Raw genomic sequence first — 16580 nt, 5'->3', positions numbered from 1 at the left:
TCAACGTTTACAGATGGTTGAGTGGAACTAAACGCACGTTAGCGTGCGTATGATGTCGAGAGTGCCAAGAGTATCCGGGCCCGTGGAATATGTGAGACCACATTGCCTTGCGCAGACTCGGCGGCAGCTGGCGCAAATCTTCGCCGCCGAGCGCGAGAACGTCGAATGCGTAGAGCTGCACCTCGTTGTCGTGCCAGCGCGAATGCTGCGCGTTGAAGTCGGACACGCCGTCGACGCCGTGCACCACAGCCCCGCCGTCGATGACGAATTGCTGCTCGCGGTTCTTCAACGCGGCTTGGACGATCCAGAAGAAGCGCGTGGTCCGGTCGTGGCCGTTGCGGGTGAATAGCCGGGCGGTCTTGCCGTTGCGCTCGACGCGCAAGCGGTAGGCGTCATCTTTGATTTCAGTCGGGGCCATCAGGCACCGCCTTGGCGGCGGTGGCCAGGCAGAACTCGAACGCGCGGTGCATGCGAACGGGATAGTCACGCGGCTGCGAATATGCGAATCTCGCTAGCGTTTCAGCATCGGAATTCGTCAGTGAGGAACCGATGACAATTGCATTGCCGTACCTTGGAATTGCGCTCTGCTGCTCGATCGCGCTCTGGTTGGTGAGCCAGGTGCTGTAGGGTGTGGAACATCGCGACAGCGGCAGCGACGCTACTTGTGGCGTTTGCTGCAACTCGCGCATATGCCGCTGACATAGGTTATCTGGCTCCCCCCGGAGTCGCTGCAAACGAGTTTCCCTCACCGCAGCGCCCTGTTGCACGGATTGTCAGCCCACGCCGCGCCTCCGAAGAGCACCGCGACGCTCTCAATGAGGCCGGCCAGATCGCACGTGTTCTTGAACTGAAACCTGGCATGACAGTCGGCGACATTGGTGCGGGCAGTGGCTACCACACGGTTAGACTCTCGTACCTCGTCGCACCCGCCGGCTCTGTCGTTGCACAGGACGTCACGCGGGATTACCTCATAGAACTCGCCAGGCGAACAAAACTCCTGAAGTTGACGAACGTGCAATTCGCGCTCGGCGAACCACACGACCCGCGTCTGCCCGCTTCCTCGCTGGATGCCGCAATCCTCGTGCACATGTATCACGAGATAGCCCAACCCTATGCCTTCCTCTACAATCTCGCGCCCGCCTTGAAGCAGGGTGCACGGGTCGGAATTGTCGACCTTGAGCTTCCGACGTCGAAGCATGGCACGCCAATTGAGCTCCTGCGCTGCGAATTGACCGCCGTCGGCTATCGCGAGGTCGCCACATATAAGCTCGAAGGGGACGGAGGGTACCTCGCAGTATTCTCTCCGCCGGAGGTCGCGAGTCGAAAATCTCCCCGCGACATCGTTGCTTGCAGGGATCCCGTCGGCACTCGCTGACACCGCGCCCGCCGCCCGGCCTATTCTTTTCGCGCCAGGGAGCGCGTCGCCAGCAACGACGACCTCGATCGGAAGCGGTTAGCCGAGCGCCCGACCGACGCGATTGCCCCAAAACGGCCGTTGACCCAGGACCAGCCCATCCTGTCTACTCAACCGAGTGGTGGCAGTGTGTAAGACAATGCTGACACAAATTTACGAAGTCGCGACACCTGCGGAAGCCGAGGCGATATCGGCAATCGGCGTGGATCATGTCGGCGTGCTCGTCGGCGATGGAGCCTTCCCCCGGGAGCTTCCGGCTCAGAAGGCGTTAGCGGTTATGAAGATGGTGCGGGCGCCGTCCGTACTTTCCGCGCTGTTCCTTTCGGCGGATGTCGCTCTTATCGAACGGATGGCGAGAGAGCTTGATCCGCCCATTGTTCATCTTGGCGCATCAAGCGAATTGCTTACGCCTGATCTTGTCGTGGCGCTGCGAAAGTCCCTGCCGAAGACCAAATTCATGCGCAGCGTACCTGTCACGGGACCTGAGGCAGTAGGCGTGGCGCAAGCTTATGATGGGGTTGTCGATTGGATCCTGCTCGACAGTCATCGGACAGGTGATGCGCAAATCGGCGCGCAAGGGGTGACGCACGACTGGAGCATCAGTCGAACGATCGTGGAGAGTGTTCGCACCCCAGTCATACTTGCTGGTGGCCTCGGACCAGACAATGTCAAGGAAGCTATTCGGTCGGTGCGACCTGCCGGCGTTGATTCGAAAACAAGAACGGATCGAGAGGGCACTCACTCAAAAGACCTGAGGAAGGTAGAAGCCTTCTATCGCGCTGCGACGAGCGGTTAGATCGCACCTCTCTTCTTGGCCCATCGCGTCAGATCTGACCCGGAACACCAATCGCAATGCGCCCAATGCGCCAACGCCCACCTTCCTCGCGGCAAACGCGGGCTCTGCGTCTGGCACGTTTTTAGCTTGTTTTGGTGCGGGGCTGGCGCGGCAGCTCCCCGCTCGACGGCCTAGACCACCAGACAGGGGCGGGGAGCTTGCCGAGGTTGCTTTCAATCTTCCCGCCAACCGAGGCGGCCTTACGGGGTTACCAATTGTTGCTCCAAGCACCTGTCTGCGACGCTGTCTAATTCTCGAATTACGAAATACTCTTGAAACAATGAGTCGCCATAGTCACCGGTATTTTTGAGGAACTTTGCCACCACTCTGTTTCATTTCGATCGGTCTCTTTGCGAGGCGCAACCATGGATTTGAGAACAAATAGGATTGAAGTCGGCGCGCGTTTTAAGCTCAGCGAAATCGGAAAAATTCGTTGCCCAGACCTGGCTGACAAGGTTGGCGTCGTCGTCGCCCTAGGCCAACGTACAACCGGCATCACCGTTCTGTTCGATGGTGCCCAACGACCAACCGTTTTGCATAGGGATTACATCAGACCCAGCTCTGATGAGGATTAACGGATCGCTCCGTTCTGGCACTCGGGCCATCCTGATGAGGTACCCAAAAGGGGTCGTCAGGATAGCCGGCGCGTCTTGATTCGCTTCCTGGACAGTCGCAAACTGCCCGTAGGGGCTCGTTACGCAGTTCTTCTACTTTCCCTGCTTCAGTCAGTTTGCAATCTCCACCAGGTCACCTCAGACGGGGGCGCGACTCATGGAAATATTCCGTGCTGAGAAGATTTGCGTTGTCGAGGACAACTCAACGAGAACGTGCCGCATCTGCGGCAAGAAAATGAAGCTTGTCCGAGCGGTGGTGGACTCTGAGAGCGGAGCCATCACTCGCATGTTCGAATGCGGCTGCGGCAAGCGCGTCTGGGACGACTGAGGCGCGCGACCGGTAGTGGCTGATGACGCATGCCGCCGGTTGATGCGGTGGAGTGGTACAGGGCGGTCTTCGCGTCCTTTTTTAATTCCCCAAGCTTCGCGGAGCGAAAGTTTGGAGCGGAGTTCTCTCCTATGCTCAGTCCTAGCTTTCCAACGTTCTTGTAGGCGTCCACTCTCCAGACGTCGTTCCACCTACCTCAAATACCCCACCACCATCCTCGTCGTCTCGTCCACCAGCGTCCGCACCGTCTTCTCCGACAGCATCTCGGCGTGGTTCAGCACCGTGTTGTGCGCGACCGCCTCGATGGCGCTGACGGAGATGAAGGTGGCAAGGGCCGGGTCGATCTTGCGCATCTCATTGCGGCGGCTTTCGAGATAGGCGCGGACGAGGGTGTGGACCTCGCGGTTGAAGGCTTCGACGTCCTTGAGCTGGCCGGTGCGCGGGATCTGCTCGGCGAGCACCCGATGGAGTTTCGGATCGATGCGGTGGGCCTCGATCGCGACGCTCACGAGTTTTCGCACCGCCTTCTCGATCGGCATGTCGGCGACCTCGGTCAGCGCTGAGCGGACGATGCCCATGATCTCCTCGTTGTGGCGGTCGATCACGGCGGCGACGAGGGCCTCCTTGCCCGGAAAATATTGGTAGAGCGAGCCGACGCTGACGCCGGCGACTTCGGCGATCCGGTTGGTGCTCGCCTTCTCAAAACCTTCGCGGACCAGAATGCGAGCGGTTGCCTCGACCAGTGCGTCGACGGTGGCGCGGGACCTTTTCTGGGAGGCGTTTTTCCGGGGTTTTGTCGGTGGTTTGCGCGCCATGGGCCAGCGGTCCGAATGCGAGTAGGAAAAGCGAGTGAATGCTCGCATTATATCCGCAAGTGGCGACGGGTCGGCAAGCGCCTTTGCCGCCGCGTCGGGAGAGCCCGGAGGGGAGGTGGCCAATGAGCGTTGCGAAGATCGTGTCGGCGTTGCAGTTTTGCCCCGGCGGCCGCGCGCTGGATGCGCCGCCGCAGCACGATGCCGCGCCGAGCTTGCAGAGCCGTTGCTTCAACGTGCTGCTCAGGCTGCTTCCGTTCAGGAAGCAGCTCGCATCCGCCGAGGCGGTGCAGGCGCATGTGCACAAGCGCGCCTTGCAGCCGGCCTCGCATGAGCCGACGGGGCTCGGCCGAGGTGTCGAGGTGACGCTGACCAGGATGGGCGGATGGCCGGTCTATTACACCGCGCCGTCTTCCGGCCATGAGGGCTGCAACTACGTCATGTTCCTGCATGGCGGCGGCTTCATCAACGAGATCGTGCCGGCGCATTGGCGGCTCATTGGTCAGATGACGCGCGAGGCGCGCGTCGTTTGCGTCGTGCCGATCTATCCGCTCGCGCCGCGCGTCACCGCGAAGGACGTCGTGCCGGCGACGGCCGAGCTGTTGCGGATGCTGCTGGAAGATGCCGGGCCCGCAAAGGTCACGGTGGTCGGCAATTCGGCCGGCGCGGGCCTGGCGCTCGCCGCCTGCCAGTGGCTGCGCGATCGCGGACATCGGCAGCCGAACCTGATGGTGCTGATCTCGCCCGCCGCGGATGCGTCGGTCAGCCGTCCGGAGCAGGTCGAGATCGCGGCGCGCGATCCGATGCAGGACATTCCGGGGATCCTCGAGGCGGGGCGCCTCTATGCCGGCGAGCTCGATGTCGGCCATCCCTTCGTCAGCCCGCTCAACGGCGCGTTCCGTTCGCTGCCGCCAATGACGATCTTCGCAGGGACTCGCGATCTGCTCTACCCCGACAGCGTCGATCTTGCGGAGCGGGCGAGGGCGGTTGGTGTGCCGGTCGAGCTGCATCTGCTCCGCAACCAGCCGCACAATTATGCGCTGATGCCGACGCCGGAGGGGCGAAAGGCGCGTGCGATCATCTTGCGTGCGATTGCTTGAGGGAAGAGCGTGACGATTGTCACAAAGCGCGCCGCCGCGATGGGTCTGGCGCCGCGGTGCCCGCGCGGAGGAGAAAGGCGGCCCCCGGGGCGTTTCCTCAGTCGTCTTGATATCAGTAGTTTTGCGGGGCCTTAGGCGTGGCCCTTGATCTCGTAGTGACCCGGCACGCATTTGTAGCGCTCGAGGCGCCAGTTGGCGTGATAGATCGGATGCTCGCCCATCCACTTCGCCAAGGGTGCCTGTGCGCCGATTGCACACTGCATCATCGACATTTCGGGCGTCATGTTGCTGTCGGTCACGATTTCCTCGACGCAAGCGCCCGAGGCAGATGCACCAAGCCGGCAGAGCACGGCAACGACGGTCACGAACATTCCTGTCACCTCATCGGTAGTTTCTGACCACGAAGAGGATGCAAGCGGAGTGCCAGAGCCTGTGACACAAACAACACGCTGACCTGGCCGACTCGACCCAGCGTCCACCCCCATTTGATGATTCGGATTGTAAAAAAATTGCCCCTAACCCGAAGCCGGACAAATACGGGAACCGGAGGGGGTGATCACAGGAATGTTGGATTCTGCGGGGCTGCGCCGCGCGGGCGGCCCTTCACTGGGCTTGCACAGCCAATAGGCTTCGAAGCGGGCGGATACTCGTCAAAAGAGCGGGACCGCCACAAGGGTTATGGAAACGCGAGGGCAGAACATGAAGGTACGTCCGACCGGCGTGATCCCGCCGATGACGACGCCGTTCCGGAAAGACGGCGAGATCGATTTTGGGCACGTGGCGCCCCAGGTCGACTGGATGATCGGCGCCGGCGCGCACGGCGGCTCGACCGGCGAGGGGCACACGCTCGATCACGAGGAATATCGCGACCTGATGGCCGCAACGGTGGAGGCGGTGAAGGGGCGCATTCCCGTGATCGCCGGCATCATCGTGGACTCCACGCGCGATGCGATCCGCCGCGGCAAGCTGGTTCGCGACATGAATGTCGCCGCGCTCCAGGTCACGCCGGTGCACTATTTGTTCAAGCCGGACGAGGAGGCGCTCGGTGCGTTGAACGGGCCGTGCGTCGAAGCGGCCGAATAGTCCGTCCGCCGAAATAACGATGGCGAAGATGGCAGCGCCGATCCGCTTTTACCTGCGGATGCGGCGCTGCTACATTTTGCGCGCGCTGCGATGAGCGGCGCTAAAGCGCGATGAGATTGGGATGAATCGTCATCGCGCTTTAGGTTATTGTTTGAGCATGATCTCTTCGGAAAACCGCTTCACACTTTGCGCTAACGCGGCCCTCCGGGTCCGGATCATGCTCTGAAGAAACATACCGACAAGGGAGGGGCCGAAAGTCCCATGAAGGATTTTGCAGGAAAGATCGCGGTCATCACCGGCGGCGGCACGGGAATGGGACGCGAGCTCGCGCGACAGCTCGTGGCCGAAGGCTGCAATGTCGCAATGTGCGACGTCTCGGAGGCCGCAATGGCCGAGACCAAGCGGCTCTGCGAGGTCGAGAAGCTGCCGCAGGGCCTGCGCGTCACGACGCATGTTGCCGATGTCGCGATCGAGGATCACCTGAAGCGCTTTCGCGACGAGCTCGCCGAGCAGCAGAAGACCGACAAGATTCATCTGCTGTTCAACAATGCCGGCATCGGCGGCGGCGGCAGCCTGTTCACCAACACGCGCGAGCAGTGGGAGCGCACCTTCAACATCTGCTGGGGCGGGGTCTATCTCGGCGTGCGCACCTTCCTGCCGATGCTGGTGGCGGCGGACGAGGCCCACATCGTCAACACCGCGAGCGTCAACGGCTTCTGGGCCTCGATCGGCATGGGACAGGCGCACACCGCCTACAGCTCCGCCAAGTTTGCGGTGAAGGGATTTACCGAAGCGCTGATCAACGACCTCCGCCTGCATGCCCCGCACGTCAAATGCTCGGTGGTGATGCCCGGCCATATCGGCACCTCGATCGTCTCCAATTCGCGCAAGGTGCAGAGCACGGACGGGTCGGAGCGGCTCAACGCCGACGAGGTCGCGCTGACCCGCAAGCGCATGGTCGCGGCCGGCGTGCCGGATGCCGACAAGATGTCGGACGAGGACATCCAGGCGGCGTTCGCCGAGCGGGCCCGCAGCTTCCTGGAGGATGCTCCGACGACGGCTGCGCAGGCCGCGAAGATCATCCTCGACGGGGTCAAGGCGGAGCGCTGGCGCATCCTCGTGGGCGAGGACGCCAAACGCCTCGACGAGCGCGTGCGCGCGACGCCCGAGCAGGCCTATGACCGCGCCTTCTACGAGAGCTTTACGCAGGAGGTCGGCTGGCGGCTCGGCTGAGTCTACCTCGCTGTTGTGACCAGCGAGGCGCGGATATGGGTATGATGATCATCATGGCAAGAGGTGCGCAGGTCATTTGACGTGCCAGCTCTTGCCAATATTCGCGGCCTCATGACGAATTGGAATGTCACGCATGCGGCGCGGCGCATCGTTCAATCATCGTTCAAGCGATGGTGATCTCAAACACCTGTAATGGCGCGCACGGCGGCTTGGTTGGCGAACCAAAATAGTTTAGTGAATCAGGGGTAACGCGATGATAGAGCGTAGCTCCGATGATACCCGCATGCCTCTCCGACGACTGGTCCCTTTGCCCGGAGAGAGAGGACATCTCCGCTGAATTCACGCGGCTCCTGACCGCAGCCCAGGAGGGCGGCGCCACGATCGCGGAATGCCTGATGATCGCGCGGCAGCTCAAGCGGGGCGACGAGCAATCCTGGCACCGCGAGTGGAAGCGGCTTGCGCAGGCCAACCGGCACCGCGCCGAGGCTGCGTTCGCGGAGGGCCACATGGCGACCGCGCAGCGCAACTGGCTGCGGGCGTTGAACTACTACGGTGCAGCGGCAATGCCGCTCGATCAGGCCGATGAGCGGCGCTGGGTTGCGGTGCTGGCGATGCAGGAATGCGCCCGCCGCTACCTCACGGCGCGCGCACCGGCCGGCGAGGTCGTGACGATTCCCTGGGTCGACGATCATGCGTTGCAGGGCTACTTCCTGCCCGCGGCGTCGGCGAGCGGACGGGCGCCGACCGTGATCTGCATCGGCGAGCCGGGACACCGCAAGGAGGAATTCCTGTTCAAGCTCGCACCGCATGCGCGCGAGCGCGGACTGTCGATGCTCGCGCTCGACCTGCTCGGCGACCAGCGCGACGATTATACCGATACGCTCCTGCAGCGCCGCGATCTCGAGAGCTCGATCGCGAGCGTCATGGATTATCTGGAAACGCGCGGCGACGTCGATTTCGATCGCGTCGCCATCGTGGCGGACGGGTGGGGATCCTCATTCGTGGCGCGCGCGGTGTTGCAGGAGCCGCGGCTCGCCGCCGCCGTCTGCGATGGCGGCCTGTGGGATCTGCACGAACGATCGTTCTTCGCCAGCCGCTTCGCGATGAGCGACCTCAGCATCGTCCCGGTGCCGCATGCGCCGCTGATGGCCTCCAGTGCCGACTGTCCGGTGCTGATCACGCTCGGCGAGGATGGCTGGCTCAAGGCCGACCGGGCGCGTCAGATCGTCCAGAAATCCCGGCTCGGCAGCTCCGATATCGTGTTGAAGGTGTTCACCGCGGCGGAGACCGGCGCGGCGCAGGCCCATGCGGACAATCCGAGTCTCGCCAACGAATACATCTTCGACTGGCTGGAATCGCGGCTCGGCGCCGCCGGTCGGCGGAGCTGAGCGCGGCCTCGCGTCTCAGAAGTCGAGCGATATCCTGACGCAGGCCTTTTCGAGCCGGTTCTTGAGCGTCGCGAGCTTGGTGGTGAATTCCGTCAGCTCGTTCTCGTCGAACTCCTGGAAGACGAACTCGCGAATCGTCTTGTACTGCTCGTTGAGGCTCGCAATGTGCTTCTGGGTCTTGTCGACCAGTGACAGCCGCACGACCCGGGCGTCGGTCGGCGAGGGCCGCCGGCGGAGCAGGCCCTTCTTCTCGAGCAGCTTGGACTGGGTGGTGACGAACGAGGGATCGACGTGGAGCAGCTTGGAGACCACGTTGACCGGTACGCCGTCGTCCTTGTCGAGGTCGGAGATCGCCATCAGGATCAGCCATTGCGGGCCGCTGATGCCGAGCGTCCTCGCCCAGAACTGACGCAGCTCCTCGAGATACATGTTGATCGACGATATCTCCCAGGTGAAACGCCTGATGAGATCCAGGTTACCGATGGGGCGCAGGCGCGCTCCTTCTTTCCTCGTCGCGGACACAGCGTCACTCCCGTGAACTGATTCTTCAGGCCAGTGTTCGTGGAAGGCCATAGTCCACGCAAGCCTGCTCTGACGCAAGTGCAGAGCATGGTAATTTTGTCACTAAAATTACAAAGATGAGCAGGTCAGCATATTTGGTCCGCCCGGGTGTGGCGCCCGGGGCACAGGTTTAGTGAAACTACAAAGCTTACCAAATAAACTATTTTAATTAGCGTAATGGCGCAGGCATAGTGGTGCGCGACGGTGGGGGGTACTCGATCGTCCCGTTGCAGGTGGTTCGCTCACGTCCCTCGCGTCGAATGCGGGTGTGTCCGAAAGCGCAAAGCGGCCGAGCGGATTTGAAAAGACGGGGATCTGGGGGGCCTCACGGTCCGGTCTCCGTAAAATGAGCAACTTGGAGGTTTTATATGAAAGTGGTGAAGAGCCTTTTGCTCGGCACTGCGGCGGGTCTGATCGCCGTCGGTGGAGCCCAGGCGGCCGATCTTCCGGTCAAGGCCAAGGCGGTCGAGTACGTCAAGATCTGCACGCTCTATGGCGCGGGCTTCTACTACATCCCGGGCAGCGACACCTGCATCAAGCTCGGCGGCTATCTGCGTGCCGAAGTGGCGCTCAATGCCGGCGGTAACTACAGTGCCCAGTACAACGGCGTGTTCGCGGCCAACAACCGGCTGACCAACTACTACTCGATGCGCGCTCGTGAAGATCTCAACATCGACACGCGCACCGCAACGGAATACGGCGTCGTCCGCACCTATTTCGATGCGGTCTTCACCTGGACGACCGGCAACTATGGCGGCACCGGTTCGGGCACGGGCGCGACCCAGTACAGCGGCACGATCGGCCTCAATGCCGCGGGGACCGGTCTCACGGGCTCGGGCGGCGGCAACGTCAACGGCACCGACGGCAACCTCTCGGGCGGCGCGCTCGGCGTCTACTACGCGTTCATCCAGTTCGCCGGCTTCACCATGGGTAAGGCGGTGTCGCAGTTCGACGCGCCCTGGATCAACTATCCCGGCAACAACTTCGACCAACTGGTCGGCGGTAGCGGCACCACCAACGGTGTTACCCAGTTCACCTACACGGCCGATTTCGGCCAGGGTGTGACGGCCGCGTTCTCGGCGCAGGACCAGACCCAGGTCTTCCAGACCAACATCTGGAACACCGCCGGCATGTCCACGACCGGCGTCCTCGGCGGAGCCTACGGCTCGAACGATCTCGGCGGCACCCGGGCTCCCGACCTCGTGGGCATGGTCCGCGTCGATCAGGCCTGGGGCCTGTTCCAGGCGTCGGTTGCCGCGCACGACAACCATGTCGGCTACTACGGCGCGAGCGAAGTCACCGGCCATCCGGAAGACAAGTGGGGCTGGGCCGTTCAGCTCGCTCTCCAGATCAAGAACATCCCGACCGGCGCCGGCGACGTGATCAACCTCTCGGGCGTCTATACCGACGGTGCGAGCCGCTACAACTTCCAGGAGCTGGCCGCGACCAGCTACTCGATGTTCGGCAGCTCCAACGCGGCGTATCAGAGCATCGGCTTTGCCGGCGTGTCTGACGCGGTGTTCGGTCCGGGCGGCGGCCTCGAGCTGACCAAGACCTACGGCTTCCGTGGTGCCTATACCCACAACTGGAGCCCGTACTGGAACACGGCGCTCTACGGCGCGTGGGCTGCGGTCAACTACAGCGGCACGGCCAAGGGCCTGATCTGCGGCAGCGCCGCGTTCGCCACCCTGACCGGCACTTGCAATCCGGACTTCAACATCGGCCAGGTCGGCGTCATCACCCGCTGGACGCCGGTGAAGAACCTGACCTTCTCGGCTGACTTCACCTACAGCCATCTCGACCAGAAGTACTCGGGCGTGATCACGACCCCGGCGCTCACGGGCGTTGCCAAGCCTGCGGCAACCTATGAGCTGAAGGATCAGGACACCTACAGCCTGCTGCTGCGCGCCCAGCGCAACTGGTAAGCTTCAGGGCTTTCGGATCTGACGCAGCCCCGGCGGGACACCGCCGGGGCTTTCTGCTGGGCCTTCGGAAAATCCGGCAGCCTGTGCAGGCGACGAAGACGAGCCATGCGATTCGATCGCCTCAAACTTATTTACTTACCTGAGTTACTAAGCTATATAGCTTTCAGCCAAATACGAAAGTTGCGGCTCTTAGCTTCACGCTAAGCCTCCAGAAACCTCCGGTGATGCCCCGCCGGAGGTTTTTCGTTTTTGGGACGTGCGGCCTCAGCCTCGCATCATGCGGGCGCGCGAGTTCGGCCGGTAGGCGAGGCGGCTGTGGCCGGCGCAATACGACTGGCCGTCGGGCGCAGTATTGCCGCAGAAGCAGAAATCGTCTTCACCCGGCGTCGAGATCGGCCAGCGGCAGCGGTTCTCGGACAGCTCCAGCAGCGAGCAGCGATTGGCGTCGTCGATTGGACCGGCGACCACGGGCGCGTCGGTCTCGCCGTAGATGGTGGCGAGCATCTCGTATTGCAGCCGCGGCACGGCCCTCCTCGTACGCGGCGGCGCAAGGCTCCGCTCGAGCCTGCGGTCTTCGACCGCGCGGCTGCGCGTCAGATTGAGCCGGGACAGCTTGCCGATCACCGCGTTGCGGCTGACGCCGATGTCGGCGGCGATCTCGCGGCAGGAGAGACCGGCCTCGAAATGTTGCTTCAGAAGTTCAATTCGTTCGTCAGTCCAGGTTGGTGAGAGAACAGGCATTTGTAACGGTCCCAGGTTGCAGATGTCGGCCATCCGCCTCTCGAGATCCGTCCGCCTCACGTCCGGCGCGCGCTCACGTCCTGCCATTGTCGCGAATCGACAAAAGCCCGTCCTTGATGGCGAGACGGATGCCTTCCTCGATCAATGTCCGTGCGACGCCGGGAACGCTGGTGCCGTGGGTGCCCTGTCTCACCAATTTCTCCAGATAGGTGATGGTCGAGAGCGCCAAGGTTACGGGAATGCGGTCAGTCTCGGCTTTTTCGGTGGCCATGGCCCGAACGCTAGCCTCTTACTCGGGTACATAAAAGTAACGATTAAGACTCTATTTAGGTTCGGGGCCGGAAGTCAAATCCGGACTGAATCGGCGTTTCAGCTCATTGGAATCGCTTGAGAAATTGGGCACGGCGCGGCGCGCCGCGCGGCAGACCGGGCGGCGGCGTGGCGTCAACGGGTCAGGAAAGGCGCCGGCGGCTCAGCCGTGCACGATCGCCTTTTCGATCATGCAATGGATGCCCTTGGAGCCGTTGACGGTCTGGGTCACCCGTAGATCGGCCGCCAGGCTGCACAGCGTGTAGGCGTCCTCGCGCGACAGGTTACGCGTCTCGCCGAGCAGCGCGATCATGTCGCGCAGCGCGCGCACCACGCACTGGTCGAGATCGGGGTCCATCGCCATGGTCATGTAGTGCGTCGGCGTCTCGGCACGGGGATAGTCGAGCCTGAGGTCCTTGCGCAGCGTCAGGCGGAAGCGGCCCTGGAGCGCGGTCTCGATCGCGGTGACGCAGACCTCGCCGTCGCCCTGCACGCCATGGCCGTCGCCGCAGGAGAACAGCGCCCCCGGGACGATCACCGGCAGGTACAGTGTCGCACCGGCGCCGAGCTCCTTGTTGTCGAGATTGCCGCCCATGGCGCGCGGGACCAGCGAGGAGATACGGCCCCAGGCCGGCGGCGGCGAAACGCCCATCACGCCGAAGAACGGCTTCAGCGGCAGGTCGAGGCCCCAGGGCATGCGGCCGACCATTCGCGTCCGATCCAGCGGGATGTTGAGGATGCGCGTCTCGTGGAAATCGTCGGGCAGGGTGCCGGACAGCGGCCTGATCAGATTCCAGCCCCAGTCCTGCCGGAGCTGGACGTCGAGGATCTCGACCGCGAGCACGTCGCCGGGTTCGGCCCCCTCGATCGCGATCGGTCCGGTGAGGATGTGGCCGGGCAGCATGCGCTCACTCTTCGCGTGGACCTCGTGCATCTCCGGCGGAATGTGAAATTTGTCGCGGTCGGGCAGCACGTCCGGGCTGCCGCTGATGGTGTCGACCGTCACCTCGTCGCCGCTCTTGACCGTGAGGACGGGCTCGAGCGCGGCTTCGAAGAAGCCCCAATGGCAGGTTTCGGGGCTTGAATGCAGGTGATGATGGGTCATTTGCGGCCGTCCGTTCGGTTTGACTTGCTGTGCCCGGGCTTGACCGGGCGATCGATCCTCTTTCAAGAAGATTTAAGATGGACGGGCCGGTCAAGCCCGCGCATGACCCGATCATTCCAGCGAGGCTCCCCCTGTATTTCGTTCTTTCCAAGACCCTCGGCACGGCGCTGCTGCCGACCAATCTTCTGGTTGAGCTCGGAATCCTGTCGCTGGTGTTGATGCTGACGCGCTTTGCGGCGCTCGGCCGCAAGCTTGCGGTGACCACGCTGGTCCTGCTGGCGCTCGCCGCGTTCTCGCCGCTGGGCAACCTCCTGCTTTATCCGCTGGAGTCGCGCTTTCCGAAGTGGGACCCGTCGCGGGGCGCGCCCGACGGAATCATCGTGCTCGGCGGTTCCGTCGACACCGATCTGTCGGCCGCGCATCGCACGCCGGTGGTCGCGTCCGCAGCCGATCGCATGCTGGCACCGGCCGAGCTCGCGCGCCGCTATCCGAATGCGCGCATCGTCTTCACCGGCGGCTCGGCGAACCTCGTCTCCACCGATGCGAAGGAGGCCGACTACTCCGCGCCGATCCTGGAAAGCCTCGGGATCCCGAAGGAGCGCCTGATCGTCGAGCGGGACTCGCGCAACACCTGGGAGAATGCGGTCTTCACCAAGCAATTGGTGTCGCCGAAGCCGGGCGAGCGCTGGCTCCTGGTGACGTCGGCTTTCCACATGCCGCGCGCGATGGGGATCTTTCACAAGGCCGGATTTGACGTCGAGGCCTATCCGGTGGACTGGCGAATGGGCGGGCGTGACGATCTCTTCGCGTTCACCCATATCGGCAAGGAGGGGCTCGGCAGGACCGACGTCGCCATGCGCGAATGGATCGGCCTGTTGACTTACCGCGTCATGGGCCGGACCGGCGAGTTGCTTCCGGGGCCGGGCAAGGACTAGAACGAGAGGCGCAAAACAAGAACACAGCACCGGCGCACGATCGCCGGCCCGGAGGACGCCATGCAGCAGCAGAGCGCTGAGAACATCGATCTTGCCGGCCTCGTCGCCGATCTCAACAGCCTGTTGCGGCTGAAGACCACGGTGATCGGCATGAAGCTGTTCGCACGCGCCGCGGACATGGAAGCGATCCCGAAAATCCGGCGGCCGAACGCGATCCACACCACCGACCAGATCGTCAGCATGGCCGCGCGTCTGGGGTGGACCGTCGGCATCACCGCCGACGATCTCGTAGGTAGCCAGTGCCGCGCGGTGATCGGCCTTGCGCCGCAGGACGACAAATGGCTCGCCGGCGAAAATTACGTCGGGGTCTGGCACGGCACGGCGGAGGACGCGCGCAAGCGCCAGGAGGCGCTGGACGTGGTGCCGTTCGGGCACTATCAGGCGCTCGCGGTCAGCCCGCTCGCCAGCGGCCGGCTCGATCCGCCCGACATCTGCCTCGTCTATGCGACGCCCGGGCAGATGATCATCCTGATCAACGGGCTGCAATATACCGGCTACAAGAAGTTCGAATGGGGCGTGGTCGGGGAGACCGCTTGCGCGGATTCGTGGGGGCGGGCGCTCAAGACCGGGGAGCCCAGCCTGTCCTTGCCATGCTATGCCGAACGGCGCTATGGCGGCGTGCCGGACGAGGAGATGCTGATGGCCCTGAAGCCCTCGAATCTCGCCAAGGCGATCCTGGGCATGAAGGCGCTGGCGAAGAACGGCCTGCGCTATCCGATTCCGCCCTATGGCATTCAAAGCGACGTCCGTGCCGGCATGGGCGTGAGTTACGCGAAAAAGTAAAGGCCAGTCATGAGCTCTGCGAAATTCGACATCGTCGTCTACGGTGCGACCGGTTTCACCGGCCAGCTCGTCGCCGAATATCTGGCGGCGCATTACAAAGACGACAAGGCGCTGAAATGGGCGATGGCGGGCCGCAGCCTCGACAAGCTGAAATCGGTGCGCGAGGCGATCGGCGCGCCCGCGGATACGCCGCTGATCGTAGCAGATGCGTCCGATGCCGCCTCGCTGAAGGCAATGGTCGCGCAGACCAAGTCGGTGATCACGACGGTCGGTCCGTATCAACTCTATGGCGAAGAGCTGCTCGCGGCCTGCGTCGCTGGCGGCACGGATTATTTCGACCTCTGCGGCGAGCCCGTCTGGATGCGGCAGATGATCGACAAGTACGAGGCGGCGGCCAAGGCGAGCGGCGCGCGCATCGTGTTTTCCTGCGGCTATGATTCCGTGCCGTTCGAGCTCGGTACGTTCTTCGTCCAGGAGGAAGCCAAGCGCGTGTTCGGCGCAGCGGCTGCGCGCGTGAAGGGCCGCGTGCGCGACATGCGCGGGACGTTGTCGGGTGGCACCGCGGCGAGCGCGAAAGCGACCTTCGATGCTGTCGCGAAAGATCTCAGCCTTGTCGCCATTCTCAACGACCACTTCGCGCTGACGCCCGGGTTCACCGGACCAAAGCAGCCGAAGGGCAACAAGGCGGCGTTCGAGGAGGATCTGCAATCCTGGGCCGCGCCGTTCATGATGGCGCTGATCAACACGCGCAACGTCCATCGCTCCAACATGCTGATGGGATTCCCTTACGGCCAGGAGTTCGTCTACGACGAGATGGTCTTGACCGGTCCCGGCGAGAAGGGCGAGGCCAATGCGAAGCGCGTGATGGCCGTCAACGCCGAAAAGACCGGTCCGAAGGCGCCGAAACCGGGTGAGGGGCCGTCGAAGGAAGAGCGGGAGAACGGTCTCTTCAATCTGCTCTATGTCGCGATCGCGCCTGACGGCCGCCAGGTCCGTGCCGGCGTCACCGGCGACCGCGATCCCGGCTACGGCTCGACCTCGAAGATGATCTCGGAATGCGCGATCTGCCTGCTGCGCGACACGCCGGACGTCGCTGCGGGCTTCTGGACGCCGGGCGCAGCGATGCAGCACAAGCTGATCAAGCGGCTGCAGGATCATGCGGGGCTGACGTTCGAGGTGGAGGGGTAGGGCCGCATCACGGACGCTGTCATGCCCCGCGAAGGCGGGGCATCCAGTACGCCGCGACTTCTCCGTATCCCATCGCTGTCTCTGGAATACTGGATCGCCCGCCTTCTGTTCAGCCCGGGCACATAGCTTACACCTGTTCGGGGAGATGGTTGACACTTTTGGGGTT

General features: G+C 63.2%; 17 protein-coding genes and 1 pseudogene. 10 read left to right on the top strand and 8 right to left on the bottom strand.

Going from position 1 to position 16580, the window contains the following annotated elements; all coding sequences use genetic code 11:
- Positions 1–7: 7 nt before the first annotated feature.
- Complete coding sequence (locus WN73_RS21410) at positions 8–418, bottom strand: ATP-dependent DNA ligase (RefSeq protein WP_236842071.1); 411 nt, start codon at positions 416–418, stop codon at positions 8–10.
- Positions 405–689, bottom strand: a complete 285-nt coding sequence (locus WN73_RS21405; protein ID WP_236842070.1) for a hypothetical protein — start codon at positions 687–689, stop codon at positions 405–407. Before WN73_RS21405 ends, WN73_RS21410 begins: the two co-directional genes overlap by 14 nt.
- Here WN73_RS21405 and WN73_RS21400 point away from each other — a divergent pair.
- Together WN73_RS21400 and WN73_RS21395 are read left to right on the top strand one after the other, a co-directional pair.
- Positions 629–1375: a class I SAM-dependent methyltransferase gene (locus WN73_RS21400; protein WP_060912462.1), complete on the top strand. Its 747-nt coding sequence runs from the start codon at positions 629–631 to the stop codon at positions 1373–1375. The two genes, WN73_RS21405 and WN73_RS21400, sit on opposite strands and share 61 nt — an antisense overlap.
- Positions 1376–1553: 178 nt before the next feature.
- Positions 1554–2210: a phosphoribosylanthranilate isomerase gene (locus WN73_RS21395; RefSeq protein ID WP_271554655.1), complete on the top strand. Its 657-nt coding sequence runs from the start codon at positions 1554–1556 to the stop codon at positions 2208–2210.
- A 1172-nt stretch (positions 2211–3382) separates the two neighbouring features.
- On the opposite strand, the gene WN73_RS21390 is transcribed toward WN73_RS21395, so the two are convergent.
- Positions 3383–4006 carry a TetR/AcrR family transcriptional regulator gene (locus WN73_RS21390; protein WP_271554654.1) on the bottom strand — a complete coding sequence of 208 codons (624 nt, stop codon included), beginning with the start codon at positions 4004–4006 and terminating at the stop codon, positions 3383–3385.
- 122 nt (positions 4007–4128) lie between these two features.
- On the opposite strand from WN73_RS21390, the gene WN73_RS21385 reads away from it, so the two are divergent.
- Positions 4129–5103 carry an alpha/beta fold hydrolase gene (locus tag WN73_RS21385; protein WP_271554653.1) on the top strand — a complete coding sequence of 325 codons (975 nt, stop codon included), beginning with the start codon at positions 4129–4131 and terminating at the stop codon, positions 5101–5103.
- A gap of 131 nt (positions 5104–5234) precedes the next feature.
- Here WN73_RS21385 and WN73_RS21380 read toward each other — a convergent pair whose 3' ends face one another.
- On the bottom strand, positions 5235–5474 hold the full coding sequence (locus WN73_RS21380) for a hypothetical protein (protein WP_027547402.1): 240 nt from the start codon (positions 5472–5474) through the stop codon (positions 5235–5237).
- A 328-nt stretch (positions 5475–5802) separates the two neighbouring features.
- Here WN73_RS21380 and WN73_RS21375 point away from each other — a divergent pair.
- The 3 genes and pseudogenes from WN73_RS21375 to WN73_RS21365 all read left to right on the top strand — a co-directional run.
- Positions 5803–6153: pseudogene (locus WN73_RS21375) on the top strand (dihydrodipicolinate synthase family protein); the annotation flags it as partial.
- A gap of 294 nt (positions 6154–6447) precedes the next feature.
- Positions 6448–7419 carry an SDR family NAD(P)-dependent oxidoreductase gene (locus WN73_RS21370; RefSeq protein ID WP_028171656.1) on the top strand — a complete coding sequence of 324 codons (972 nt, stop codon included), beginning with the start codon at positions 6448–6450 and terminating at the stop codon, positions 7417–7419.
- Positions 7420–7691: 272 nt separating this feature from the next.
- Positions 7692–8807 (top strand): alpha/beta hydrolase family protein, encoded by a 1116-nt coding sequence (locus WN73_RS21365; RefSeq protein ID WP_028171657.1) that lies wholly within the window; start codon positions 7692–7694, stop codon positions 8805–8807.
- A 15-nt stretch (positions 8808–8822) separates the two neighbouring features.
- Here the strand turns inward: WN73_RS21365 and WN73_RS21360 are convergent, their stop codons facing one another.
- Complete coding sequence (locus WN73_RS21360; RefSeq protein WP_028171658.1) at positions 8823–9329, bottom strand: MarR family winged helix-turn-helix transcriptional regulator; 507 nt, start codon at positions 9327–9329, stop codon at positions 8823–8825.
- A gap of 407 nt (positions 9330–9736) precedes the next feature.
- On the opposite strand from WN73_RS21360, the gene WN73_RS21355 reads away from it, so the two are divergent.
- Entirely contained in the window at positions 9737–11293 is a 1557-nt protein-coding gene (locus WN73_RS21355) for a porin (RefSeq protein WP_011087746.1), read from the top strand.
- A 264-nt stretch (positions 11294–11557) separates the two neighbouring features.
- Here WN73_RS21355 and WN73_RS21350 read toward each other — a convergent pair whose 3' ends face one another.
- The 3 genes from WN73_RS21350 to WN73_RS21340 all read right to left on the bottom strand — a co-directional run bounded on the left by WN73_RS21350 (position 11558) and on the right by WN73_RS21340 (position 13448).
- Positions 11558–12034, bottom strand: a complete 477-nt coding sequence (locus tag WN73_RS21350; protein WP_028171659.1) for a GcrA family cell cycle regulator — start codon at positions 12032–12034, stop codon at positions 11558–11560.
- A 73-nt stretch (positions 12035–12107) separates the two neighbouring features.
- Positions 12108–12305: a hypothetical protein gene (locus WN73_RS21345; protein WP_007603456.1), complete on the bottom strand. Its 198-nt coding sequence runs from the start codon at positions 12303–12305 to the stop codon at positions 12108–12110.
- Positions 12306–12506: 201 nt separating this feature from the next.
- Positions 12507–13448, bottom strand: coding sequence for an acetamidase/formamidase family protein (locus WN73_RS21340; protein ID WP_028171660.1), 942 nt, complete (start codon positions 13446–13448; stop codon positions 12507–12509).
- Positions 13449–13579: 131 nt separating this feature from the next.
- On the opposite strand from WN73_RS21340, the gene WN73_RS21335 reads away from it, so the two are divergent.
- The 3 genes from WN73_RS21335 to WN73_RS21325 are packed head-to-tail and all read left to right on the top strand — an operon-like array spanning position 13580 to position 16414.
- Entirely contained in the window at positions 13580–14383 is an 804-nt protein-coding gene (locus WN73_RS21335; protein WP_028171661.1) for a YdcF family protein, read from the top strand.
- Positions 14384–14443: 60 nt separating this feature from the next.
- Complete coding sequence (locus WN73_RS21330; RefSeq protein WP_271554650.1) at positions 14444–15226, top strand: DUF169 domain-containing protein; 783 nt, start codon at positions 14444–14446, stop codon at positions 15224–15226.
- A 9-nt stretch (positions 15227–15235) separates the two neighbouring features.
- On the top strand, positions 15236–16414 hold the full coding sequence (locus WN73_RS21325; RefSeq protein WP_028171663.1) for a saccharopine dehydrogenase family protein: 1179 nt from the start codon (positions 15236–15238) through the stop codon (positions 16412–16414).
- Positions 16415–16580: the final 166 nt, after the last annotated feature.

It is taken from the genome of Bradyrhizobium sp. CCBAU 45394 (assembly GCF_028128655.1).
Taxonomy (GTDB): Bacteria; Pseudomonadota; Alphaproteobacteria; order Rhizobiales; family Xanthobacteraceae; genus Bradyrhizobium; species Bradyrhizobium diazoefficiens.
This window is presented reverse-complemented; position numbering and strand designations above follow the sequence as displayed.